21 protein-coding genes and 1 tRNA gene are annotated in these 22,531 nt (G+C 57.1%); 12 read left to right on the top strand and 10 right to left on the bottom strand.

The window, feature by feature from the left end; genetic code table 11:
- Positions 1-22 precede the first annotated feature (22 nt).
- Complete coding sequence (locus AC2FNB_RS04050; RefSeq protein ID WP_480749138.1) at positions 23-3,460, top strand: pyruvate carboxylase; 3,438 nt, start codon at positions 23-25, stop codon at positions 3,458-3,460.
- A 70-nt stretch (positions 3,461-3,530) separates the two neighbouring features.
- On the opposite strand, the gene AC2FNB_RS04045 is transcribed toward AC2FNB_RS04050, so the two are convergent.
- From AC2FNB_RS04045 to AC2FNB_RS04035, 3 genes are all read right to left on the bottom strand, one after another.
- Positions 3,531-4,958, bottom strand: a complete 1,428-nt coding sequence (locus tag AC2FNB_RS04045; RefSeq protein ID WP_496744621.1) for a hypothetical protein — start codon at positions 4,956-4,958, stop codon at positions 3,531-3,533.
- Positions 4,959-5,223: 265 nt separating this feature from the next.
- Positions 5,224-6,171: a hypothetical protein gene (locus tag AC2FNB_RS04040; protein ID WP_496744619.1), complete on the bottom strand. Its 948-nt coding sequence runs from the start codon at positions 6,169-6,171 to the stop codon at positions 5,224-5,226.
- 344 nt (positions 6,172-6,515) lie between these two features.
- Positions 6,516-6,591, bottom strand: a tRNA-Thr gene (locus AC2FNB_RS04035).
- 231 nt (positions 6,592-6,822) lie between these two features.
- Between AC2FNB_RS04035 and AC2FNB_RS04030 the strand changes: the two genes are divergently transcribed.
- Positions 6,823-7,701, top strand: a complete 879-nt coding sequence (locus AC2FNB_RS04030) for a hypothetical protein (RefSeq protein WP_496744617.1) — start codon at positions 6,823-6,825, stop codon at positions 7,699-7,701.
- A gap of 10 nt (positions 7,702-7,711) precedes the next feature.
- On the opposite strand, the gene AC2FNB_RS04025 is transcribed toward AC2FNB_RS04030, so the two are convergent.
- Complete coding sequence (locus AC2FNB_RS04025) at positions 7,712-7,969, bottom strand: DUF2312 domain-containing protein (RefSeq protein ID WP_480749333.1); 258 nt, start codon at positions 7,967-7,969, stop codon at positions 7,712-7,714.
- 165 nt (positions 7,970-8,134) lie between these two features.
- Between AC2FNB_RS04025 and AC2FNB_RS04020 the strand changes: the two genes are divergently transcribed.
- Positions 8,135-8,353: a hypothetical protein gene (locus AC2FNB_RS04020; RefSeq protein ID WP_496744615.1), complete on the top strand. Its 219-nt coding sequence runs from the start codon at positions 8,135-8,137 to the stop codon at positions 8,351-8,353.
- A gap of 8 nt (positions 8,354-8,361) precedes the next feature.
- On the opposite strand, the gene AC2FNB_RS04015 is transcribed toward AC2FNB_RS04020, so the two are convergent.
- On the bottom strand, positions 8,362-8,577 hold the full coding sequence (locus AC2FNB_RS04015; RefSeq protein WP_480749133.1) for a hypothetical protein: 216 nt from the start codon (positions 8,575-8,577) through the stop codon (positions 8,362-8,364).
- A 266-nt stretch (positions 8,578-8,843) separates the two neighbouring features.
- Between AC2FNB_RS04015 and AC2FNB_RS04010 the strand changes: the two genes are divergently transcribed.
- From AC2FNB_RS04010 to AC2FNB_RS03995, 4 genes are read left to right on the top strand one after another with little or no spacing between them, the layout of a single operon-like run.
- Positions 8,844-9,707 carry an MBL fold metallo-hydrolase gene (locus AC2FNB_RS04010; RefSeq protein WP_496744613.1) on the top strand — a complete coding sequence of 288 codons (864 nt, stop codon included), beginning with the start codon at positions 8,844-8,846 and terminating at the stop codon, positions 9,705-9,707.
- A 31-nt stretch (positions 9,708-9,738) separates the two neighbouring features.
- Positions 9,739-10,167 carry a YeeE/YedE family protein gene (locus AC2FNB_RS04005; protein WP_480749131.1) on the top strand — a complete coding sequence of 143 codons (429 nt, stop codon included), beginning with the start codon at positions 9,739-9,741 and terminating at the stop codon, positions 10,165-10,167.
- Positions 10,167-10,598 carry a DUF6691 family protein gene (locus tag AC2FNB_RS04000; protein ID WP_480749130.1) on the top strand — a complete coding sequence of 144 codons (432 nt, stop codon included), beginning with the start codon at positions 10,167-10,169 and terminating at the stop codon, positions 10,596-10,598. Before AC2FNB_RS04005 ends, AC2FNB_RS04000 begins: the two co-directional genes overlap by 1 nt.
- A 9-nt stretch (positions 10,599-10,607) precedes the next feature.
- Positions 10,608-11,048 carry a protein tyrosine phosphatase family protein gene (locus tag AC2FNB_RS03995; RefSeq protein ID WP_496744610.1) on the top strand — a complete coding sequence of 147 codons (441 nt, stop codon included), beginning with the start codon at positions 10,608-10,610 and terminating at the stop codon, positions 11,046-11,048.
- Between the two features lie 13 nt (positions 11,049-11,061).
- On the opposite strand, the gene AC2FNB_RS03990 is transcribed toward AC2FNB_RS03995, so the two are convergent.
- The 5 genes from AC2FNB_RS03990 to AC2FNB_RS03970 all read right to left on the bottom strand — a co-directional run bounded on the left by AC2FNB_RS03990 (position 11,062) and on the right by AC2FNB_RS03970 (position 16,941).
- Complete coding sequence (locus AC2FNB_RS03990) at positions 11,062-12,114, bottom strand: FliM/FliN family flagellar motor C-terminal domain-containing protein (RefSeq protein ID WP_496744608.1); 1,053 nt, start codon at positions 12,112-12,114, stop codon at positions 11,062-11,064.
- A 79-nt stretch (positions 12,115-12,193) separates the two neighbouring features.
- Positions 12,194-14,872 carry an ATP-binding protein gene (locus tag AC2FNB_RS03985; RefSeq protein ID WP_496744606.1) on the bottom strand — a complete coding sequence of 893 codons (2,679 nt, stop codon included), beginning with the start codon at positions 14,870-14,872 and terminating at the stop codon, positions 12,194-12,196.
- Positions 14,872-15,180, bottom strand: coding sequence for a hypothetical protein (locus AC2FNB_RS03980; RefSeq protein ID WP_480749125.1), 309 nt, complete (start codon positions 15,178-15,180; stop codon positions 14,872-14,874). The genes AC2FNB_RS03985 and AC2FNB_RS03980 overlap by 1 nt, the downstream gene beginning before the upstream one ends.
- Positions 15,177-15,557, bottom strand: a complete 381-nt coding sequence (locus tag AC2FNB_RS03975; protein ID WP_480749124.1) for a response regulator transcription factor — start codon at positions 15,555-15,557, stop codon at positions 15,177-15,179. Before AC2FNB_RS03975 ends, AC2FNB_RS03980 begins: the two co-directional genes overlap by 4 nt.
- Positions 15,558-15,642: 85 nt before the next feature.
- Positions 15,643-16,941, bottom strand: a complete 1,299-nt coding sequence (locus AC2FNB_RS03970) for a helix-turn-helix domain-containing protein (RefSeq protein ID WP_480749123.1) — start codon at positions 16,939-16,941, stop codon at positions 15,643-15,645.
- Positions 16,942-17,171: 230 nt separating this feature from the next.
- Here AC2FNB_RS03970 and AC2FNB_RS03965 point away from each other — a divergent pair, with 230 nt between their 5' ends.
- The 5 genes from AC2FNB_RS03965 to AC2FNB_RS03945 all read left to right on the top strand — a co-directional run bounded on the left by AC2FNB_RS03965 (position 17,172) and on the right by AC2FNB_RS03945 (position 22,429).
- Positions 17,172-18,524: a substrate-binding protein gene (locus AC2FNB_RS03965; RefSeq protein WP_480749122.1), complete on the top strand. Its 1,353-nt coding sequence runs from the start codon at positions 17,172-17,174 to the stop codon at positions 18,522-18,524.
- A 125-nt stretch (positions 18,525-18,649) separates the two neighbouring features.
- Entirely contained in the window at positions 18,650-19,681 is a 1,032-nt protein-coding gene (locus AC2FNB_RS03960) for a branched-chain amino acid ABC transporter permease (protein ID WP_480749121.1), read from the top strand.
- Between the two features lie 3 nt (positions 19,682-19,684).
- Positions 19,685-20,893, top strand: coding sequence for a branched-chain amino acid ABC transporter permease (locus tag AC2FNB_RS03955; protein ID WP_496744603.1), 1,209 nt, complete (start codon positions 19,685-19,687; stop codon positions 20,891-20,893).
- 12 nt (positions 20,894-20,905) lie between these two features.
- On the top strand, positions 20,906-21,661 hold the full coding sequence (locus AC2FNB_RS03950; RefSeq protein WP_480749118.1) for an ABC transporter ATP-binding protein: 756 nt from the start codon (positions 20,906-20,908) through the stop codon (positions 21,659-21,661).
- Between the two features lie 12 nt (positions 21,662-21,673).
- Positions 21,674-22,429 carry an ABC transporter ATP-binding protein gene (locus AC2FNB_RS03945; RefSeq protein ID WP_480749117.1) on the top strand — a complete coding sequence of 252 codons (756 nt, stop codon included), beginning with the start codon at positions 21,674-21,676 and terminating at the stop codon, positions 22,427-22,429.
- Positions 22,430-22,531 lie beyond the last annotated feature (102 nt).

Genomic DNA, 22,531 nt, shown 5'->3' with positions numbered 1-22,531 from the left:
CGCCAACTACCGGAACCTGCCAATGACCGATTTCAAAAAGATTCTGATCGCCAACCGCGGTGAGATTGCAATTCGCGTGATGCGCGCGGCCAACGAGATGGGCAAACGCACCGTCGCCGTTTTTGCCGAAGAGGACAAGCTGGGCCTGCATCGCTTCAAGGCGGACGAAGCCTATCGTATCGGTGAGGGGTTGGGACCGGTTGCGGCCTATCTCAGCATTGACGAAATCATTCGCGTCGCCAAGGAAAGCAGCGCAGATGCCATCCATCCCGGCTATGGCTTGTTGTCGGAGAACCCAGATTTCGTGGATGCCTGCGCCAGCAACGGTATCACCTTCATCGGTCCAAAAGCCGAGACCATGCGCGCTCTGGGAGACAAGGCCAGCGCCCGAAAGGTCGCCATTGCGGCGGGCGTTCCGGTGATCCCGGCCACCGAGGTTCTGGGCGATGACATGGACGCCATCCGCAAGGAGGCCGCCGAGATCGGCTACCCGCTGATGCTAAAAGCCTCCTGGGGCGGTGGCGGACGCGGCATGCGCCCGATCTACTCCGAAAAAGAACTGGCCGAAAAAGTGATGGAAGGCCGCCGTGAGGCGGAAGCCGCGTTTGGCAATGGCGAAGGCTATCTGGAAAAGATGATCACTCGCGCCCGCCATGTCGAGGTTCAGATTCTGGGCGACAAGCACGGCGAGATCTATCACCTTTATGAGCGTGACTGCTCGGTCCAACGACGCAACCAGAAAGTCGTAGAACGCGCGCCCGCCCCTTACTTGAGCGAAGAACAGCGCGCCGAGATTTGTGAGCTGGGCCGCCGGATTTGCGCCCACGTGAACTATGAATGCGCCGGAACCGTCGAGTTCCTGATGGATATGGAAACCGGCAAGTTCTATTTCATTGAAGTGAACCCCCGGGTGCAGGTCGAGCATACCGTCACCGAAGAAGTGACCGGCATCGACATCGTGCAAGCGCAGATCCTGATTGCCGAAGGCAAGACGCTGGCCGAGGCGACGGGCAAAGCCAATCAGGACGAGGTTCAGCTGAACGGCCATGCGCTGCAAACACGGGTGACGACCGAGGACCCGCTAAACAACTTCATCCCGGATTATGGCCGCATTACCGCCTATCGTTCGGCTACGGGCATGGGCATCCGTCTGGATGGCGGCACGGCCTATGCGGGCGGGGTGATCACGCGGTATTACGACTCGCTCTTGACCAAGGTTACCGCTTGGGCGCAGACCCCGGAAAAAGCGATCGCCCGGATGGACCGCGCCTTGCGCGAGTTTCGGGTGCGTGGCGTCAGCACCAATATCGCATTTGTCGAAAACCTGCTGAAGCACCCGACGTTCTTGTCGAACGAGTACACCACCAAGTTCATTGACGAAACGCCAGAGCTGTTTCACTTCAAGAAGCGTCGCGACAGGGGCACCAAGGTTCTGACCTATATCGCGGATATCACTGTGAACGGGCATCCAGAAACCAAGGACCGCCCCCTGCCGCATCCCGACCTGAAAGTGCCCAGACCACCCGCAAAAAAGGCGGAACCCCAGATGGGCACTCGCAACCTGCTGGAACAGAAAGGCCCGCAGGCGGTGGCCGACTGGATGAAGGCGCAGCGCCAGCTGTTGATCACCGACACGACCATGCGCGACGGGCACCAATCGCTGCTGGCGACCCGGATGCGTTCGATCGACATGATCCGCGTGGCGCCGACCTATGCCGCCAACCTGCCGCAATTGTTCAGCGTCGAGTGTTGGGGGGGCGCCACGTTTGACGTGGCTTACCGCTTCCTCCAGGAATGCCCGTGGCAGCGCCTGCGCGACCTGCGCGAGGCGATGCCCAACCTGATGACCCAGATGCTGCTGCGCGGCGCGAACGGGGTGGGTTACACGAACTATCCCGACAACGTGGTACGCGAATTCGTGCGCCAGGCGGCCACCGGCATCGACGTGTTCCGCGTCTTTGACAGCCTGAACTGGGTCGAGAACATGCGCGTCGCGATGGATGCAGTGGTCGAGCAGAACAAGATCTGCGAGGGCACGATCTGCTATACCGGCGACATCCTGAATCCCGAGCGCGCCAAGTACGACCTCAAATACTATGTCTCTATGGGCAAGCAGCTGCGTGACGCGGGCGCCCATGTTCTGGGGCTCAAGGATATGGCGGGCCTGTTGAAACCGGCTGCTGCGCGGGTATTGATCAAAGCGCTGAAGGAAGAGGTTGGCTTACCGATCCACTTCCACACGCATGACACCGCCGGGATCGCCAGCGCCACCATCCTTGCGGCCTCGGAGGCTGGGGTCGATGCGGTCGATTGCGCGATGGACAGCTTTTCGGGCAACACGTCACAGGCGACACTGGGTACCGTGGTCGAGGCGCTGCGGCATACGGATCGCGACACCGGGCTGGATATCAAGGCGATCCGCGAGATCAGCGACTATTTCGAAGCGGTGCGCGGCCAGTACGCGGCATTTGAATCGGGCCTGCAGGCCCCTGCCTCCGAAGTCTATCTGCACGAGATGCCGGGCGGTCAGTTCACCAACCTAAAAGCGCAGGCGCGCAGCCTGGGTCTGGAAGAACGCTGGCACGAAGTGGCCCAGATGTATGCCGACGTTAACCAAATGTTCGGCGATATCGTCAAGGTGACGCCGTCCTCGAAGGTCGTTGGGGACATGGCGTTGATGATGGTCAGTCAAGGCCTGACCCGCGCGCAGGTCGAAGACCCGAATTCCGATGTGGCCTTCCCCGACTCGGTCATCGACATGATGCGCGGCAATCTGGGCCAACCGCCGGGAGGGTTCCCCGATGCGATCATCAGCAAGGTGCTGAAAGGCGAAAAACCCAATACCGAACGTCCGGGCAAACACGTCGAACCTATCGATCTGGACGCAACCCGCGCCGACCTGTCCAAACAACTGGAAGGTAAAGAAGTCGATGACGAGGACCTGAACGGATATCTTATGTATCCCAAGGTGTTCCTTGACTACATGGGGCGCCATCGCCAGTACGGGCCAGTGCGCACCCTGCCGACACGGACGTTCTTTTACGGCATGGAGCCGGGCGAAGAAATCACCGCCGAGATCGATCCAGGCAAGACGCTGGAAATCCGATGCCAGGCCATTGGCGAGACGGATGAAAATGGCGAGGTCAAGGTGTTCTTTGAACTCAACGGCCAGCCCCGCGTGATCCGCGTGCCCAACCGTCTGGTGAAATCCTCCACCATCCAGCGGCCCAAGGCCGAAGTCGGAAACCCCAATCATGTCGGGGCACCGATGCCGGGTGTCGTGGCAACCGTCGCGGTCTCGGCTGGTCAGGAAGTCAAGGAGGGCGACATGCTATTGACCATCGAGGCAATGAAGATGGAGACCGGCATCCACGCCGAGCGTGACGCCACGATCAAGGCCATACACGTCCAACCCGGCGGCCAGATCGACGCCAAAGACCTGTTGGTGGAACTGCAATAACAGTTCGGGCGGCCACAAGAGCCGCCCGCCGCAATCCAAACGCCGCCACGACACCACGGCGGCGTTTTTTTCAGTCCAGAAGCAGACCGTTCAGTTCTCTTTTGGCCGCTCTGGACAGGTCCTCACCTCCGGGCAGGCCGGACAGTGTTTCCTGAGAATACTCCTTAGCCTCTTTCACGTCGTGACGGGCCTCGATGACGTCCTCTTTGGCGTCATGGACGGCATCCTTGGCATAGTCGACTTCGTCTTCGGCCTTGGAAACCGCATCCTGAGCATCCTGAACAGCCGCGTCATAGGCCTCTTGCGAGTCGAATTGTTCGTCGATTTCCTCCTGCGACAAGGATTCCAGATCGTTCAGGTGATCTTCGGCGTCGTTCAAACCACTCCGCGCGGTGTCAAGATCCATCAGCGCATCGCGGAAGTCCTCTTTGCTTTCGACGAAATCGTGTTTGGCGTCACGCAGATCAAACAGCGAATCCCGATAAACCGAAATCCGCCCAACCATGCTGTTGGGGCTGGCGTTTGCAAATGCCTGAGGGCTGGCATGAGCCGCGTTCAGGCCCTTGAGTTCCGACGCGATTTTACCGTGCTTGTTCGGATGGTCGTATTCGTCATCGTAGCTGTACTTGTCGTGGTAACCGTATTTGTCGTGGTAACCGTATTTTTCGTGGTAACCATAGCTATCCGGATAATCGTACTTGTCCATGTGGTCGTAGTCGAACCGGTCATAGTAGCTATGATAGTCGTGCCGAATATCCTTGTCGTACTTGTCGTGATGATCATAGTCGTCATCATCATCGTACCAGTCGTGATAGCTGTATGAGTGATAGTGCTCGTATTCGTGGTGCTTGCGAGAATAATAGTCGCGCTTGTCCGTATAGTCGTATGTATCGGGATACTCGTACTTGTTCAGGTGATCGTAGGTTTCATAGCGCGCCGGATACTCCGTCGCATAAGCAGTTGTCGCCAACGAGGCGGTTGCGACGCTGCGCGCGGCGTAACTCTTGGAACTCTTGCGTGACCCGTCATAAGATTTTGTTTTTGACCTTCCGCGGGACTTTGTACCGCCAAACAGATCGGACATCGCTTGCGCGAACGCGCCTTTCTGGCCGCCATTCTTTCCCCTGTCCTTTGACCTGGAGCCATTGAAGCCGGCAAAGAGACCCTTTTTTCCCTTCGATCCACCTTTGCCAAACCCGTGCTTTGAACCGCCCTTGCTTGTGGATTTGGTGCGGCCACCTTTGCCAAATGAACTTTTGTCTGTGCCGCTATTACCATGGGCGCTCTTTCCTTTGCCGCCCTTGTCAGGCCCACCCTTGCCGTGACCACCTCCACCTTTGTCTCCGCCGTGGCCACCACCTTTACCGCCGCCTTTGCCACCGCCATTTCCGTTCTTGGCGATTGCCATGTCCGGAATTGCGATGTTGGCGGCAAATCCCAAAGCACCGGCCAGCATCAGGGATGTGGCTGTGACGCGCAACGCGAACCCGAGTTTCATAAATCTTCCCCCACATTTGCACCGATCGCGAACTTGTCGGCCAAAATCGAAGGATCATAGGCGTCAAGAACTCAATACCCACCGCCACGACTATACGTCAGTTTCACGTTGAGACAAAACTAACCGGCAACCTCTTGGCAATTGCCCGCCAAAAGACCGGGTCTGACGACCGTGGGGGAATTCACACAAAAGAAAAAAAACAGGGCGGCCAAAGCCGCCCGTTTCTATTTTATCTCACCACCCAAAACCGCGATGATTAATTAAGTCAGTCGGTTAGCATTCCGTTGAGTTCGGCAACAGCCTCGTCCGACAGGTCTTCGCCACCTGGAAGGCCAGCAAGCGACTCCTCCGAGATTTCCTGCGCCTCATCCACAGCGTCTTCGGCATCGGCAACATTGGTTTCCGCGTCTCCTATGGCGGTTTCCGCATCGGAAACATCAGTCTCCGCATCACTTACCGCGCTTTTTGCGCCGGCCACCGCATCATTATAGGCGTCTTCCGATTCAAATTGCGCCTCTCTTTCTTCCTGCGACAGGCTTTCAAGATCGGCCAGATCCTGTTGTGCATCCATCAGGGATTTTTCGGCATCGGCCAGATCGCTTACAGCATCGCTCAGCGCCGTGTTGGCTTCGGCCAAGGCGTCCTCAGCATCAGCAACATCGGCCAAAGCCTCACGATATTCTGCCAAACGCCCAACCATGCTGTTCGGCGATGCATTTGCAAAAGCCTGAGCACTGGCATGTGCAGCGTTCAGTCCTTTGAGTTCCGAAGCAATCTTACCTTGCGAGTTTGGGGCCACTTCCGATTTGGTCGCCTTCGCCACGCTCTTCGACGCAGGGCTTTTGGCCTGGGTTGAGGATTTGGTCTTGGATTTGCCGCCAAACAGGCCCGAGATCGAATCCGCCAACCCCTTGCCTATCCCGTTCCCCTTGCTTTTGCCGTCGCCCAGCCCGGCAAAACCACTTTTGCCATGACCCTTGGTTCCGCCAAAGCCACCTTTGCTGGTTCCGGAACCGCCTTTTCCAGCGTTTCCACCGCCATGGTCGCCACCTTTGCCACCGCCATTTCCGCCGCCGTTGCCACCACCGTTACCGCCACCATTGCCGCCCTTAGCAAAGGCAGCGTCGGGGGCTATCACACCGGCGGTGAAACCAACCGCACCCGCCAACATGAATGTCGTGGCCGCAATGCGAACGGCTGACTTGAGCTTCATCTCTCTCTCCTCCGGCTACCGGTCTCAACATGTGTTTCTAAGCCACAAGGAACTGTTGTGGATTGCAATCAGAAACATTTCGGAAAATCATTACTGCGAAACTATGGCAAAAGCGCGCCCAATATCTGCCTCATTTTTGCCCCGGCGGATTCCCGCTTGAAAGGAGAGCACCCGTATTCTTCACATCTGTACGAAGTCAGGTCATTCCTGCTCATTGATCAGTCCTGAAACGCTGCAGAATCGTCAGGCTGTTTTTGACCAGCACACCGCTGTCCGCCAGTGGCAAGAGCAATCGTCACCCGAGAAACACCAGAAGATGTAATTAATTGAATACGTATAGGAAATGGTGCCCCCACACGGACTCGAACCGCGGACCTACTGATTACAAATCAGTTGCTCTACCAGCTGAGCTATAGGGGCACGCGGTTGAATTACTGAGTTCGATCGTCGACTTCAAGACACTTTTTTCTGTTGCCGAAAAGGATGGGCTTTTAGCCACCTGATGCCCACAACTTTCCGAAGCAAAAATTTTGCCGGTTCTCCAATAACCGAGAGATTCGTTGTTTTCATGACGCGGACAAATGCTTGATTTGACTGTCCTGGCCAAACATGCCACCCGAGGCGAGGAAACTGACGATCGGTCGAAGACGCATGACGCAGCTGGTTTTTCATACGGGGGCTCACGCAACCGATGGCGGACGCCTGATCAAATGCCTGCTACAGAATACCGAGGAATTCGGTCGGCACGGTATCGCCATTCCACGACCTCGAAAGTACCGCAAGCTGTTTCAGACAACCTTTCAGGCACTCAAGAATGCGCCCGTTCAACCAGAGGCAGGCGAAGCAATTCTCGATACCGTCCTTCAGGGTGAAATGCCCCGGCGCGTACTTTTCTCCGACCCAAACTTCTTTGGCACGGAATGGTCTGCCATTCGCGACGGCCAGTTTTACCCACTGGCCGGGCCGCGGATGACGCAAATTTGCGCTCTGTTCCCCGGATCGCAAATTGATCTGTGCATCGGGCTGAGAAACCCTGCCGGCTTCATTCCCGAAGTCCTGTCTTCCCTTCCCGAGCGCAGGCAGAACGAAATTCGTTCGACTTTCGACCTAAGTCGGTTGTCCTGGTCACAGGTCATCGCGCAGGTCCGCGAACAGGCGCCAGAGGTCAATGTCACTGTCTGGTGCAACGAAGATACGCCGCTGATCTGGGGAAAGGTTTTACGTGCCGTGGCGCGTCTGGCGGATAGTGAACCGGTGATTGGTGAGTTTGCAGTTTTGCCAGAAGTACTGTCCGACGAAGGCCTCGCAAGGTTCCACGTTCAACGGTCGCTATCGCCCGACATAAACGACCGTCAAGTCAGCAACTTGATCCGAAGGCATCTGGACGAGTTTGCTGCTCTCGAACAGATCGAGGAAGAGCTCGATCTGCCGGGCTGGACCACCGAGGTGGTCGACGCTTTTACACAACTCTATGACGACGATGTAGGAACCATACAATCGATGCCTGGGGTATCGTTCATCACCCCATAAGCGTTGCGAATCACATCCCCAACGCTTCTTTGTACATTTCCAGAACTGCCTCTTCCTCGGCGATGTCGTCCTTGTCCCGTTTGCGCAGCGCAATCACCTTACGCATGACCTTGGTGTCATAACCGCGTGCTTTGGCTTCGGCCATCACTTCCTTTTGCTGGTCCGCAATGTCCTTCTTCTCTGCCTCCAGGCGCTCGAAGCGCTCGATGAACTGACGCAACTCCCCTGCTGTCACGCGATAGTTAGAATCGGCCTGTGTTTCGATCATTTCGTCCATCTGCATCACTCCGTCGGGCTGAAATCGGGCAAAATGCGGGATACATCGGCGATGGGCAGGCCGCAAGCGGCCAATGTCTGGAACCGACAAAACCTTGCACCTGCCGCAACGATCCGCTAACCGCGAACCGGTTCGGAACACGAAAACGGGCAAGACATGTTCGACATTATCATTTGGTCTGGCGCCGCCATATCCCTTGCCGGTCTGGTTGGGTTGGTCTGGTGCATTCTGCGTGTCATGAAAGCGCGCAAGGCGGGACTTTCGGATGAAGAACTGCGCGCAGCCGTCCAAGGCGTATTGCCCTGGAACCTAGCCTCGCTTTTTCTGTCGGTTCTTGGACTGATGATGGTGATTCTGGGAATATCGCTGGGGTAAACCCAGACTCAGACCGGCATATTGTCGAATCGCGCTTCGATCGCATCCTCACACAACGCAACGTCCAGCCTGCGCAATCGCGAGGGAACACGAATACCTTGCGTCCGCATCTGCCGAACCATCTGGCTGACCGTTGGCTGCATTTCCAAGCGTTTTTCGATACACGCGCCCTTGAGCGTCCTCTCCAATCGTTCAACTTCACGATAAAGTTCTTGTGCAGTCATCTGACTCCTCCCCTATACGTTGAACCTGACAGAGTTCAGTAACAACCGTAAGAAATTCATGCACCGAACATGGAGTACCTGCGAATTTCCGCCCGTCGTGCCTGTTTTTTCGGCGAGGAAACGCTACTCTGGCAGAGTCTATCATGGTTTGAGGAAATTGCCTTGACCGACATCAAAGCAGCCGGGGAATCGGCGTGAGGAGACGGGGTGGTTGAATCACATTCAAACTTATTTATATGATTAACATATGAAATGCGGAGGATCCAATGACGCCATTCGTAAAAGCCTTCTTTGACGAAGCCACTTTCACGGTGTCTTATCTGGTGCGCGAACCCAAAGGGCGTGCGTGCGCGATCATCGATAGCGTGCTGGATTTTGATCACGCATCAGGTCGTACCAATACCGCATCGGCGGACGCAATCGTCGACTATGTCAAATCCGAGGATCTCAAGGTCGAGTGGATATTGGAAAGCCATGTTCATGCCGACCACCTTTCGGCAGCTCCCTATCTGCAAGAAAAACTTGGCGGCAAAATCGGGATCGGGTCAAACATCACCGTTGTTCAGGATACATTCGGCAAAGTTTTCAATGAGGGCACTGAGTTTCAGCGGGACGGTAGTCAGTTCGACTCCCTGTTCACAGAGGGCGACAGTTTTCACATCGGGCAGATGCGCGGCGATGTTCTGCACACTCCGGGCCATACGCCCGCCTGCCTGACCTACGTTATCGGTGATGCCGCGTTTGTGGGTGACACGCTTTTCATGCCGGATTTCGGAACCGCGCGCTGCGATTTCCCCGGCGGCTCGTCGGCGACTTTGTACAATTCAATCCAAAAAATACTGACACTTCCGGATGATACGCGGATATTTGTCGGACATGATTACAAGGCACCTGGCAGGGATGAATATGCTTGGGAAACAACGGTAGGCGAGCAAAAAGCGCTGAACATTCACATCGGTCAGGGCAAATGTATCGAGGATTTCGTCAAGATGAGAGATGCGCGCGACGCAACCCTTGCAATGCCGCGACTGATCCTGCCGTCGCTGCAAGTCAATATGCGAGCCGGGCAAATGCCGCCCGCTGATGAGCAGGGCGACGTCTTTCTGAAGCTTCCGATCAACAAGATCTGACGAGCTTGCGCAAACAGGGGAACATCAACCTATGGAAACGGACTGGATCTGGGGACTGGTCGGCGGCGTGTTGATCGGCACGGGCGGTGCGGTCTATTTGCTGGCAAACGGCCGGATCATGGGGGCGAGCGGCATCCTTGGCGGGCTGGTGGATGGCAGCGAACGCCGAACAACCCTCGAACGCCTGGCATTCATTCTGGGAGTGATAGTTGCTCCCTTGGCGTTGTGGCCAATGTACACTGTCAAGATCGACACCCATCTAACCAATAGCGTTACAATCGTAATTGCCGCAGGATTGCTAGTGGGCGTCGGCACGCGCATTGCCAACGGTTGCACTTCGGGTCATGGCGTTTGCGGTATATCGCGACTTTCCCTGCGGGGCATCGTGGCCACCGTTTTCTACATCATTGCAGGTGGGCTAACCCTCGTTTTCTTTCGTCACCTGATAGGAGTGATCTGATGCGTTTTGTATTCGCATTGATTGCGGGCGCACTGTTCGGCGCGGGACTGTTCGTGTCCGGCATGACGGACACCACCAAGGTTCAGGGGTGGCTTGACGTTTTCGGCGACTGGGACCCGACCCTGGCTTTTGTGATGGGTGGCGCGCTTATCCCCATGGCCATCGCGTGGCGGATTGCAGCCCACCGCAAGCCAATCCTTGGCGGTGACTTTCCTGCCCCGCCGCAGGTGGAAGTCGATCACCGGCTGGTGACTGGATCGATTATGTTCGGAATGGGGTGGGGTTTGGCTGGCCTGTGCCCCGGGCCAGCGCTGGCCTCAATTACCTATGGCGGGATTGGCGGTGCGATTTTCCTTGCATCAATGATTGCAGGAATGATGGTGGCTCCTAAAGTTGGCGCACAACTGGACAGATTCGCGACCGCCGCATAAGGAAGCTGCATGCAGATTCGACAGATCACCCCCCGCTATTCCGTTTCGCCTCAAATCTCGGTCGAAGATGTTCCGGCGATAGCAGCGGCCGGTTTTTCCAAGGTCATCTGCAACCGCCCAAATATCGAGGTTCCGCCCCAACAGCAGGCCGATGCAATTGGCGCAGCGGTGCGTCAGGCTGGAATGGAGTTCGAGGTTCTCGAACTGACGCATCAGACGATGACGCCGGAAAACGTGGCGCGCCAGATGGAACTGGCGGAAAGTGAGACGGGGCCGGTTCTGGCCTATTGTGCCTCTGGCACAAGATGTTCGGTGGTCTGGGCATTGGGGCAATGCGGTGTGATGGACCCCGATGAGATTCTGGCAAAAACGCAGGAAGCAGGATATCAGCTGGATGGCCTGCGGCCGACACTGCAACAATTGTGTGAAGAAGCCGGACGACGTCGCTGACGTAATAGCTTTCTCAGATTGCCCCTGAAATCCCGTTTCCTGAATTCGGTTCTGTTTTCGCAGGCGTGTTGACCTCCTTTGCAATCCCATCATGCTCGATTGCTGGCGCGTCCAAGTCGGTGCGCGATGCGTTTTCCGCAGCAGGAGAAACGTTGTGCTTCTCGAAAGTGCGGGCCGCAGGAAGAACAGCCCGGTTTTCGGTGCCGGTTTCATTCAGGCGCACCGCGCGCATTCCGTCGCGCTGACCCAACCGGCCTACTGCGACTTTCTTTTGGTCGATCGTCTGCAGCTCAGTCCGGTCAAGGCGCAATCCGTGCAGCGGCAGAAAATCCCCTGCTGTCAGAGACGAAAACACCACAAGCGGCAATCGCAACTGACCAATCACCGCATTCAGATCGGCAACAATGACCTCGGCTGCACGTTCCAGTCGGCCCTCAGTTTCCGCCCCAACGCCATCGACCACAACCTCTTCTTTATCCACTTCCGGCAGAACAAGCTGCACCTTGCCCTGCCGCTTTCCACCGGCGATGTCGACGGTTAGGTCGATGACGCAATAGTTTTCCATTTCCAGCGCCAGAAGTAAGCTGCGCCGGTCAGGCAAAGATGACAGGAATTCAAACCCCGCGACGCGCGCACGTTCAACCGGGGCATCAACCAACCCGACCACCCGCGACAGCGTCCCTTCGATCAGCGGCGCGGACATGGCGGCGTCGGTGCCAGTGTAGGGCCGCGCTTCGGCGTCACCCTTGGAAAGCTGCCCCAACGTTTGCTGCTGAATGATCGATGCGACGCAGTGCCGGTCAAGACAAGCCGCGGCAAGAACTTCAGTCTGCGATGCAAACAGAAGGAACAGGCGTCCTTCTTCAATCGCCTGCGGCAGCGCATCGTGTGAGCACAGGCGCTGTGTGGCACCAATGACCGCCAGCGGCAGCTTTAATAGATCGTCCGCAGATCTGGCCAACGCAAGCCGAATTGCCCGCAAAAGCGAACGAGGTTTGTCATCGACCTGAAAACGACTGTCGAGTTTGCGCGCCAGCGCTGTCTTGGGGTTCTTACCGGTCACCATTTTCCGGATTCTGTTGCAAGGGACACTTCAGTTTTCTGGTGTATCCCAGCGACGGTTACGAATGTCTTTACCGACGCAGTTACTGCGCAGCCTGTTTGTGGGTCAGCGGCAAACTTACCCGAAACGCGCCGCCCCCCTGCCCGGCAAGATAACTCACTTCGCCGTTCAGGCGCTGCATGATCTCTCGGCAGATCGCCAACCCCAGCCCGGCTCCACCGGCCTTGTCCGACCCGACCCGAGCAAACTTCTCGAACACCATGGCTTGCGCCCGAGCCGGAATACCACTTCCGTTATCCACGAAATCAACAACCACCTGCCCGCCAACATCATGAACCGAAATCGTCAGAACCGGTTCCGCTGCATCGCAATACTTCTGGGCATTGGCGATCAGGTTGATAAAAACCTGTTTCAGCCGGTCCAAGTCCGTATGAAGGTAGATATGTTCAGCACTTCGGTTGCGGCGTACGCGAACAGCCCGCTCCGTTCCAGTAAGCGCCGTAGAAACGGCACGGTCCATGACGTCATGAAGGCTTCCATCACCCATGTTCAGGTTGACCTGGCCGTTCTCAAGAACGCTCAGGTCCAGCAGGTCATCCAACAACCGGGTCAGCCGCAGCGCTTCGTCATGGATGATCGTCGCATACTTCGCGCGCTCATGGGCGGTCAGGCCCTCTGTATCGCGCATAATTTCAGAAAACGCGCGAATCGAGGTCATAGGGGTGCGCAACTCATGGCTGACCTGGCTCAGGAAGGCATCTTTCTGCAAGGAAATCTGGGTCAGCTTTTCGTTTGCTTCTCGCAGCTTGCGCGCGGTTCTGGTCAACTCGGCCGATTTCGCCTCGAGCTGACTGGAATACTCAAGAAGTTGAGCGGATTCATCGGCCACCGCCAGAAGGTCTTCGACCGAGACGGACGACCCGCCCACAATCTGCCCGATCATGGCATGAGCCGTGGCCGCGCCCACGGAACCGCTCAACTCCCGCTCAAGCCGTTCCAAAAAGGCTGGTGTCGGCTCTGGTAGATAGCCGCGACCGCCCTGACGTTCTGCCTCTGCGTGAAAGAAATCATGCGCTTCGGAACTGCCAAGTATCCGCTGGGACATGATCATCAGATCCTCGCTTTGCGCCACCGACCCGGTCCACCCACGCGGACCGGCGGAATGTTCGAAGACATTGACGAATTGCGCCCCTTGCAACCTCTCCAAAGGGCTGGGAAAGCTCGCAAGCGATGCCGCGCAAAAGGCTGCAGTGTTCAGCGTCAAAGACCACATCACCGAGTGAACCATCGGATCGATTCCTTCGATCCCGAAGAGGGCGCGGGGTCGCAACCAGCCAAATCCGAACGGCCCTTCGGTCAACAAGCGCTCAGACACGATCCAACCGCTCATATCCGGCAGCAACAGGGTGTAGGTCCACAGAACGAAACCGACGGTCAACCCAATCAGGGCTCCGGTACGGGTCGCTCCGCGCCAGAACAGGCCGCCAACCAGTGCTGGCAGAATCTGGGCGATGCCTGCAAAGGCGATCAGACCGATCGAGGCCAACGCTGCGCCTCCACCGGACATCTGGTGATAGAAGAACCCCAGCGCCATGATGACCGCAATCGAAACCCGGCGCGAAAACAGGACGATGCTGCGAACATCCCCGGACACCGAGGCGCGTACGCCCTGCGCGCTCAGCCAGATCGGCATGACGATATGGTTCGAAACCATTGTCGAAAGCGCCATTGCGGCGACGATGACCATGGATGTTGCGGATGAAAACCCACCGAGGAAGGACAACATCGCCAAAGCGTCGTTTCCCTGCGCCAGCGGAATGGTGAGAACGAAAAGATCCGGGTTGGCGCCTTCCGGCATCAGGTCCAGCCCAACAACCGCGATCGGCACCACGAACAGGCTCATCAGCAGCAGGTAAAGTGGAAAAGCCCAAGCTGCTACACGCAAGTGTCGTTCGTCATCGTTTTCGACAACCATCACCTGGAACATTCGCGGCAGACACACAAAAGCGGCGGCGGACAGAAAGGTGATCGCGGCCCAACGCCCGTGGTTGACCTGCCACTGCCCGATTTCCGACGCGTCAATCCGCGCCATGATCGGCCCAATTCCGCCGCCGATCCTCCAGACAACAAAGATGCCGACAGCAAGTAGCGCGATTAGTTTGACGATCGCCTCGATGGCAACTGCGGTCACCACACCATGGTGACGTTCATTTGCATCCAGATTGCGGGTGCCAAACAGAATGGCGAATACGGCCAGACCTGCGGCCACCCAGAACACACTCGATCCTTCGCGATAGATACTGGACGGATCGTTCTCGGCAAAAATGCTGAATGACAGAGTGATCGACTGGAGTTGCAGGGAGATGTAGGGCGTCACGCCCAGAACCGCCAGAATGGTCACGCAGATCGCGAGGGTATTGGATTTGCCGTAACGGGACGAAATCAGGTCGGCAATAGAGGTCACCCGCTGGCTGCGCCCAACGCGAACAAGCTTTCGCAGTCCCCACCACCACCCGACCATGACCAGCGTAGGCCCAAGATAGATGGTGACGAACTCCAGCCCGGAACGCGCCGCATATCCGACCGCGCCATAGAAGGTCCAGGCAGTGCAGTAGATGGACAGGGACAAGGTGTAGACCAAGGGCGAGCGCAGCCAGGTGCTGCGACCCGTAGCGGCCAACCGGTCGGCGGCAAAGGCCACGCCGAACAACAGTACAACATAGCCTAGGCACACCAAGATCAACAGGTTGAGCGTCGCCATCAACCTTCGTCTCCGTCCTGGCCCTCTCGCACTGACAATCGCCGCGCCGCAATACCGAAGCCGAAGCTAAGGGCTATCAGTCCCGCCCAACAAAGAAACACATACGAGATCGCGGAAGAGGTCGGCACGGTTTCCGTATCGGAGGTGCCCGATGGCCAGAGCAGCGGAATGGCAAACAGACCAGCACCTAAAATGGGCAGCAGCCGGGCCGCGTCAGACAGCCTGCGTCGGCGATAGCTTTGCCGTTCAAGAAATACCGGTGGCGGCGCCACCGTATTGCCGGATTCGGGCTCGGACCCGCCCGTCATGTCCGAGACGCCTGTGCGTGCAGGTCGCGAACAGCAGTCACCACCTCGGTATTGGAAAATGGTTTGGTCATGAAACGGCTCACCCCAGCTTTTTCCGCCATTTCCCTATCTCGACTTTGACCTCTAGCGGTCAGCATCAGTACCGGCAGATTTTCCAAATCGGCCTCCTCCCGCAGATCACGCAGGATGTCCATGCCGCTTTTGCCGGGCAGCATCACGTCGAGTATCACCAGATCCGGGTTCGCGTTTTTGATGACTTCGACCGCGTCGGAGCCTTCGGCATGGGTTTGTACCTGCCAACCTTCTCGGGTCAGCAAAAAACGGATCGCCTCGGTAATGTTGGGTTCATCCTCTATAAGCAGAACCTTGCGGCTCATTCTTGCGCGTCCTCCCCCGTCTTGCCTTTCGGCGGCAATGCCGCTCATTGTGTATAAACAGACTATCCCTGCGTTCACCGAACTGTCAAAAACCTTCGCTCAAAATCGAAGGTTCGCGACGGGCGTTACAGGTCGGGTGTGGGCAAACTCTGCAACTGCTCCCGACCGGCAATGTCTCGCTGGTTTGGTGCTCCGAGCGATCCCGGGACAGGATCAGCATAACCGAATGATACACCGGGTCTTGACCGAAAGCCGTTATTTCCCGCGGCCAGGCGACAGCAAAACACTCGAATTCAGCTGCCGTCCGGCCGAGTTGTGACACCCTGCGGTGCACTGGGACCAACGGTCGATTCAAAGCAACAAACAAAGGCCAGAGCGGACAGGATTCCCCGTGGCGTGGCAAGGCGAAGCCGGACACCGGTTTGCGAAACAGGATGCTACCCGAGGCGTCGCAGATCACCAGCCCTGTGGGCCTGGGCAATACATCCTCTGGTAAGCACCCCAACCTCCTGAGAACCGTTGGCAGATCGGTATCGAAGCGGCGCATCAGAGCAAGTGGATCGGGATCACCTGCCTCCAAAGCCTGACGTAGTTCGTCGAGCGGCATGGCCAGGGCGTCGGCGGCATAAGTTCTCAGCATGTCACGCCCGATCGCTCGAGCTGCTCCGGACGGCAATGCATCAAGCGCGACATCACTCACCTCCCCGCCTGTCTCGATTACCGGAAAATGATGACCGTTCTCGACGAAAAAGGCTTCAACCTGTTCCAGCGGAACGCCCCGGTGATCCTCGGACGATTCGCTTTCGTCTAGGTAGTTGACCAACGCCTTGGAGCTGCCAGCGAGGCGTTCGGCGTCCTGATTGAGGTTTTTGTGGAAGCGATCGCGCCATTCCGCCTCCAACTCGCCGGGCTCAGCTAGAATGGCCGCTGTCGATCTAATTGCGGCCGCGGTCGAGAGAACCTCGTGCAATGACGCAGCAAGCCGAGGATCGTGTGTCAACCGATCAGACAATGTCTCGACGGTGCGCTCAAGAGATTTGATCCGCCTGTGCATCTGAGACATGACGCTGGCCCAGCCGGGAAAACGCCCGGCAAACTCATCTGCGCGATCTGTCTCGGCCTTTTGGTTCACTGCATCCGCTGCCGCTTCGCGCAGAGCCGCTATCAACGCAGCCTCGGCGCCTTCAGTCAACATCGATGGCTCCACGCCCAGAACCGAAGCAATATTAACCAAGAGCTTTCCGCCGATTCTGCGCCGGTTGTGCTCGATCAAGTTGAGATAAGAAGCTGAAATCCCCACATCGCGGGCCAGCTCGGCTTGGCGCAGGCCAACAATCTGCCGTCGCTCGCGAATTCGGCTGCCAGTCAAAGTGTCCCGGGCCATTGGTTATTGCTTTCCTTTATTGCGCATTTTCAACGACTTTCTGCAACGCGACATAAGATACTTTACAATTATCACGCATATTGTGTTGATATATTTTCAGAATTATGCTGCAATTAAAAGGGTTTATTGCGTGATTTTCCATATTTCCTCCATACTCGCTTTGCACATACCGTGCCCGCGCCCTGCGGAAGAGGAGCCAAGGGGCGCATACAGGGAAATGGGAGGAATGAATGTCCAATAAATCCGTTACGCGTCGTGGCGTGCTGAAATCGGGTGCCGTTGCCGGTGCCGGTGTCGCCCTGCCGACGATCTTTACCGCGTCGTCCGCATCAGCATTCACGAATGAACCGACCGGCGGAACCGTGACGCTTGGTTTTAACGTGCCGCAAACCGGTCCTTACGCCGACGAAGGTAATGACGAGCTTTTGGCACAACAGCTTGCCGTCGAACATCTGAATGGCGAAGGAGACGGCGGATGTCTTAATACCTTCACGTCGAAGGCGCTGCAGGGCAACGGCATCCTTGGCAAGAAAGTCGCATTCGTTACCGGTGATACCCAGACCAAATCGGATGCCGCGCGTGCTTCGGCCAAGTCGATGATTGAAAAGGACGGAGCCATCATGATCAACGGCGGATCGTCCTCGGGCGTGGCCGTCGCTGTGCAGGGCCTGTGTCAGGACGCCGGCGTCATGTTCATGGCTGGTCTGACCCACTCAAACGATACTACCGGCAAGGACCGCAAGAAGAACGGCTTCCGTCACTTCTTCAACGCCTATATGTCCGGTGCGGCGCTCGCACCTGTGCTGGCAAAAGAATACGGCGCCGACCGCCGCGCCTATCACCTGACGGCCGACTACACCTGGGGCTGGACCCAGCAGGAATCGATTGCAGCCGCAACCGAAGCGATGGGCTGGGAAACCGTCAACAACGTGCTAACCCCGCTGGCGGCAACGGACTTTTCGTCCTATATCGCGCCGGTTCTGAATTCGGGCGCGGACGTACTTGTTCTGAATCATTATGGCGGCAACATGGTCAACTCGCTGACCAACGCCATCCAGTTCGGCCTGCTTGACAAAATTGCCAACGGCAAGGATTTCAAGATCGTTGTTCCGCTGTATTCGGAACTGATGGCCGCAGGTGCTGGCGACAACATCAAAGGCGTTCTGGGTTCGATGAACTACAACTGGCAGCTGGACAACGAAGGTTCGAAGGCGTTTGTCAAGTCGTTCGGTGAAAAGTACGGCAAACCGCCGTCCAACTCGGCGCAGACCTGTTATGCGCAGGTTCTTCTCTATGCTGATGCCTGCGAACGCGCCGGAACATTCAACCCCTGTGGCGTGGGCGAAGCGCTCGAAGGCTTCGAGTTCGACGGGCTGGGCAACGGGAAGACGCTGTATCGTGCCGAAGACCACCAGTGCTTCAAGGACGTTCTGGTCGTGCGCGGAGCGGCAAACCCCTCCAACGCCTACGACACGCTGGAAATCGTTGAAATCACACCGGTCGATCAAGTCACCTATGCACCGGACCATCCGATGTTTGGTGGTGCCGAGGCAACTCTGGGCGAGTGCAACGACGGCGCATAAGCGACTTTCTACCCGGACCCTGAAACAGGGTCCGGGTTTCGCGCCCTTTTCAAATTCGGACGCGCCCTGACGCCCCCTGAAACGGATGGGTGAAAGCGGCAAGACCCAAACGACGGTGGGTAACGATGGACGCATTCCTTCTGCAAATTCTCAATGGGCTGGACAAGGGATCGGCATATGCTCTGATCGCTCTGGGCCTTACGCTGATCTTCGGCACGCTGGGGGTCGTAAATTTCGCACATGGCGCGTTGTTCATGATCGGCGCCTTCTGTGCTGTTACCTTGCAAAGGCTGCTGGGCCTGTCCTATGAAATGGTCGACGAGACCCAAAAGGACTTCTTGGGCAATCCTCTCAAGGTCAAGGTCCCTTATGTCGAGGGCTGGTTCGGCCCGGAAGTTGGCGCGTCGATCATCGACTGGTCCGTTCCCCTGGCCGTGCTGTTCACGATCCCGATCATGTTGTTTGTCGGCTACGCCATGGAGCGGGGCTTGATCAAACACTTCTACAAGCGCCCCCATGCCGATCAGATACTTGTGACATTCGGTCTGGCCATCGTCCTGCAGGAGATCATCAAGTATTTCTTCGGCGCTAATCCGATCCAGACACCGCCGCCCGATGCGTTGCGCGGCTCGCTGGATCTTGGTGTGATGATCGGGTTCGATCCTAACGCCATCATCTACCCGATCTGGCGGCTGATCTATTTCTGCTTCGCTGCACTGATCATCGCCGGGGTCTTCTGTTTTCTTCAGTTCACTACATTCGGCATGGTCGTCCGGGCCGGTATGGCAGACCGTGAAACCGTCGGATTGCTGGGCATCAACATCGACCGGCGGTTCACGATTATGTTTGGCGTCGCCGCCGCCGTCGCAGGACTGGCCGGGGTAATGTACGGGCCACTCAATCCACCGAACTACCACATGGGCATGGATTTTCTGGTGCTCAGCTTCGTTGTGGTCGTGGTCGGTGGCATGGGATCGCTGCCAGGCGCCGTATTGGCCGGGTTCCTGCTGGGCATTCTGGAAAGCTTTGCGTCGACCACCTGGGCCACCACCACGATACCCGGCATCAACCAGATCATCATCTATCTGGTCGCAATCATAATTCTGCTCACCCGTCCGCGGGGTCTGATGGGCCGCAAAGGCGTGATGGAGGACTAAACCATGCTGGGTCTGGACAAGAAAGATACCACCCTTCTGATCATCGTGGCCATCCTCGCTTTGTTTGCGCCACTGATCCTGAACCCCTTCCCGTCTGGCAGCGCCATGGCGCAGTTCAACGCGGGTTACCCGGACTTGATGCAGCGGTTCGTCATCTTCGGCATTTTCGCAATTGGTTTCAACATCCTGTTTGGACTGACCGGATATTTGTCGTTTGGGCACGCCGCGTTCCTGGGTATCGGATCCTATTCGGCAGTCTGGGTGTTCAAGCTGTTCACTTATAACGTGGTTCCGGCAATCGCGTTGAGTGTGATTATCGCAGGTCTGTTCTCGCTGCTGATCGGCTTTGTCAGCCTGCGCCGGTCTGGGATCTATTTCTCGATCCTGACGCTGGCCTTTGCACAGATGAGTTTTGCGCTGGCCTATTCGGTTCTGTCGAACCCGAAGTTCAACCTGACCAATGGCGAAACCGGACTGCAGGTCTATGCCAACGACCCTCAGATGTTCCACCGCGACAGCCTGCCCGATGTCCCGCATTTTTTTGGTATCGCAATGCGCGACAGCTTCTGGGAGCCAAGCATTGGAGGTTGGACCTTTACGTTCAACAACGGCTACTACCTTTGCGCCGTCATCATGATCATTGTCTTCTATCTGGCAATCCGCATCTTCCGTTCGCCCTTCGGCATCATGTTGCGTGCCGTGAAATCCAACCAGCAGCGGATGAACTATACCGGGCTGAACTCGCGCCCCTATACACTGGCGGCATTCGTGATCTCGGGAATGTATGCCGGTCTGGCCGGCGGCCTGATGGCGGCGATGGACCCACTAGCCGGCGCCGAGCGGATGCAATGGACCGCCTCGGGCGAGGTGGTGCTGATGACCATTCTCGGCGGCACCGGCACCCTGATCGGTCCGGTTCTGGGCGCAGGTTTCATCAAGTATTTCGAGAACATCTTTTCGAAGATCAACGACAACATTCTGCACGGCTGGTTCAGCTTTCTGCCGGACGGAATGGAGGATTTCATGGTCTTCATCGTACATCCTTTCATTGGCAAGGGTTGGCACCTGACACTGGGCATCCTGTTCATGCTTGTGGTTATCTTCCTGCCGGGTGGCCTCGTCGAAGGCGGTCAACGTTTGTTGAACTGGGTGCGCGGCAAGCGCTCGGGGTCTGACGACAAGACCGCACGCAAGACCGAACCCGCGGAATAAGGAGACGGAAAGATGGGTATTCTCGAAGTCAAGAACGTGGGCAAACGGTTCGGCGGCCTTCAGGCGCTGAGCGACGTGAACCTCAGTGTCAAGGAAAACACCGTCCACGCGATCATCGGGCCGAACGGAGCCGGAAAATCGACCCTGCTAAACTGCCTGGTCGGCAAGCTGATCCCGGACACAGGATCGGTCATGTTCGATGGCCAATCGGTCTTGGGTCGGGCGCCGTTCGAAATCAACCAGATGGGCATCAGCCGCGTGTTTCAGACACCCGAGATCTTTGGCGATCTTTCGGTGATGGAGAACATGCTGATCCCGATCTTCGCCATGCGCGACGGAGCCTTCCGCCTGCACGCTTATGAAACTGTCGCTAACGAGCGTGAGGTCATCAAGCAGGCCGAAGAGATGCTGGAAGAAATGGGCATGGCCGACAAGCGCCACATGCATTCGGCCTCGCTGTCGCGCGGTGACAAGCGCCGACTGGAAATCGCCATGTGCCTCAGTCAGAAACCGCGGCTGCTGTTGCTGGACGAACCCACCGCCGGGATGGCGCGTGCCGACACCAACAACACCATCGACCTGCTCAAGCAAATCAAGGACGAGCGCGACATCACCATCGCCATTATAGAACACGACATGCATGTGGTTTTTAGCCTGGCCGACCGGATTACCGTTCTGGCACAGGGCACACCATTGGTCGAGGACGACCCGCAGAACATCCGTGGCAACCCCAAGGTACGCGAAGCCTATCTGGGCGAGTCGGCGTAAGGAGGATCAGATATGAACGTCAAACCCGATTTCTCCAAAAACGCCAACGTGGCGCAGACAGCCCCGGCATTTCTGTCGGTCTGGGACATGCACTCGTACTACGGCGAAAGCTATATCGTTCAGGGCGTCAGCTTTAACGTTCACGAAGGTGAAATTCTAGCGCTGCTGGGCCGGAACGGCGCTGGCAAGACGTCAACTTTGCGCTCGATCGCGCGTGTCGGCGATCCCGAAGTTCGCCATGGCGAGATCTGGTTGGATCACAAGCCGCTGCATCGGATGACCAGCTATGAGGCCGCAGCCGCCGGTTTGGGACTTGTGCCCGAAGACCGTCGTATCATTCCTGGCCTCACGGTCGAGGAAAACCTGCAACTGGCCCAGATCGCCCCTCCGATCGGCTGGTCTCTGGATCGCCTGTATGAACTGTTCCCCCGTCTCGGCGAACGCCGCAAACAGGAAGGCGTAACCCTGTCCGGTGGTGAACAGCAAATGCTGGCGATCGCCCGCGCTCTTGCCCGAGACATCAAAGTGCTGCTTCTAGATGAACCCTATGAAGGGTTAGCCCCAGTGATCGTAGACGAGATCGAAAAGACACTCATCCACATCAAGGAACAGGGCATGACCACCATCATCGTCGAACAGAACGCTGTCCGCGCGCTGGAACTGGCCGACCGGGCCGTCATTCTCGACACCGGTGGGATCGTATTCGACGGCACCGCGTCAGAAGTTCTGGAGAACGAGGAACTGCGTGCCGAATATCTGGCTATCTGATCAATTCTCCCCGTCGCATGGCCGGTTGGCCGTGTGGACCAACTTGGGTGCCGGTTCACATTGAACCGGCATTTTTTTACTTTAAAGCGCGCCTTGTTTTTG

Source organism: Ruegeria sp. BHSB058 (assembly GCF_059613285.1).
Note: the sequence above shows the minus strand (reverse complement) of the source record. Positions and strands in the feature narration are given on the sequence as shown.

What these genes read in the sequence shown, in the direction of transcription:
- AC2FNB_RS04040 (WP_496744619.1), bottom strand. Translation starts at nt 6,171, where the DNA reads ATGAAGCTCAAGTCAGCCGTTCGCATTGCGGCCACGACATTCATGTTG.
- AC2FNB_RS03945 (WP_480749117.1), top strand. Translation starts at nt 21,674, where the DNA reads ATGAACGTCAAACCCGATTTCTCCAAAAACGCCAACGTGGCGCAGACA.
- AC2FNB_RS04020 (WP_496744615.1), top strand. Translation starts at nt 8,135, where the DNA reads ATGTTCGACATTATCATTTGGTCTGGCGCCGCCATATCCCTTGCCGGT.
- AC2FNB_RS03975 (WP_480749124.1), bottom strand. Translation starts at nt 15,557, where the DNA reads ATGAGCCGCAAGGTTCTGCTTATAGAGGATGAACCCAACATTACCGAG.
- AC2FNB_RS03995 (WP_496744610.1), top strand. Translation starts at nt 10,608, where the DNA reads ATGCAGATTCGACAGATCACCCCCCGCTATTCCGTTTCGCCTCAAATC.
- AC2FNB_RS03960 (WP_480749121.1), top strand. Translation starts at nt 18,650, where the DNA reads ATGGACGCATTCCTTCTGCAAATTCTCAATGGGCTGGACAAGGGATCG.
- AC2FNB_RS03985 (WP_496744606.1), bottom strand. Translation starts at nt 14,872, where the DNA reads ATGGCGACGCTCAACCTGTTGATCTTGGTGTGCCTAGGCTATGTTGTA.
- AC2FNB_RS03990 (WP_496744608.1), bottom strand. Translation starts at nt 12,114, where the DNA reads ATGGTGACCGGTAAGAACCCCAAGACAGCGCTGGCGCGCAAACTCGAC.
- AC2FNB_RS04005 (WP_480749131.1), top strand. Translation starts at nt 9,739, where the DNA reads ATGGAAACGGACTGGATCTGGGGACTGGTCGGCGGCGTGTTGATCGGC.
- AC2FNB_RS04045 (WP_496744621.1), bottom strand. Translation starts at nt 4,958, where the DNA reads ATGAAACTCGGGTTCGCGTTGCGCGTCACAGCCACATCCCTGATGCTG.
- AC2FNB_RS04025 (WP_480749333.1), bottom strand. Translation starts at nt 7,969, where the DNA reads ATGATCGAAACACAGGCCGATTCTAACTATCGCGTGACAGCAGGGGAG.
- AC2FNB_RS04015 (WP_480749133.1), bottom strand. Translation starts at nt 8,577, where the DNA reads ATGACTGCACAAGAACTTTATCGTGAAGTTGAACGATTGGAGAGGACG.
- AC2FNB_RS03965 (WP_480749122.1), top strand. Translation starts at nt 17,172, where the DNA reads ATGTCCAATAAATCCGTTACGCGTCGTGGCGTGCTGAAATCGGGTGCC.
- AC2FNB_RS03980 (WP_480749125.1), bottom strand. Translation starts at nt 15,180, where the DNA reads ATGACGGGCGGGTCCGAGCCCGAATCCGGCAATACGGTGGCGCCGCCA.
- AC2FNB_RS03950 (WP_480749118.1), top strand. Translation starts at nt 20,906, where the DNA reads ATGGGTATTCTCGAAGTCAAGAACGTGGGCAAACGGTTCGGCGGCCTT.
- AC2FNB_RS04000 (WP_480749130.1), top strand. Translation starts at nt 10,167, where the DNA reads ATGCGTTTTGTATTCGCATTGATTGCGGGCGCACTGTTCGGCGCGGGA.
- AC2FNB_RS04030 (WP_496744617.1), top strand. Translation starts at nt 6,823, where the DNA reads ATGACGCAGCTGGTTTTTCATACGGGGGCTCACGCAACCGATGGCGGA.
- AC2FNB_RS03970 (WP_480749123.1), bottom strand. Translation starts at nt 16,941, where the DNA reads ATGGCCCGGGACACTTTGACTGGCAGCCGAATTCGCGAGCGACGGCAG.
- AC2FNB_RS03955 (WP_496744603.1), top strand. Translation starts at nt 19,685, where the DNA reads ATGCTGGGTCTGGACAAGAAAGATACCACCCTTCTGATCATCGTGGCC.
- AC2FNB_RS04050 (WP_480749138.1), top strand. Translation starts at nt 23, where the DNA reads ATGACCGATTTCAAAAAGATTCTGATCGCCAACCGCGGTGAGATTGCA.
- AC2FNB_RS04010 (WP_496744613.1), top strand. Translation starts at nt 8,844, where the DNA reads ATGACGCCATTCGTAAAAGCCTTCTTTGACGAAGCCACTTTCACGGTG.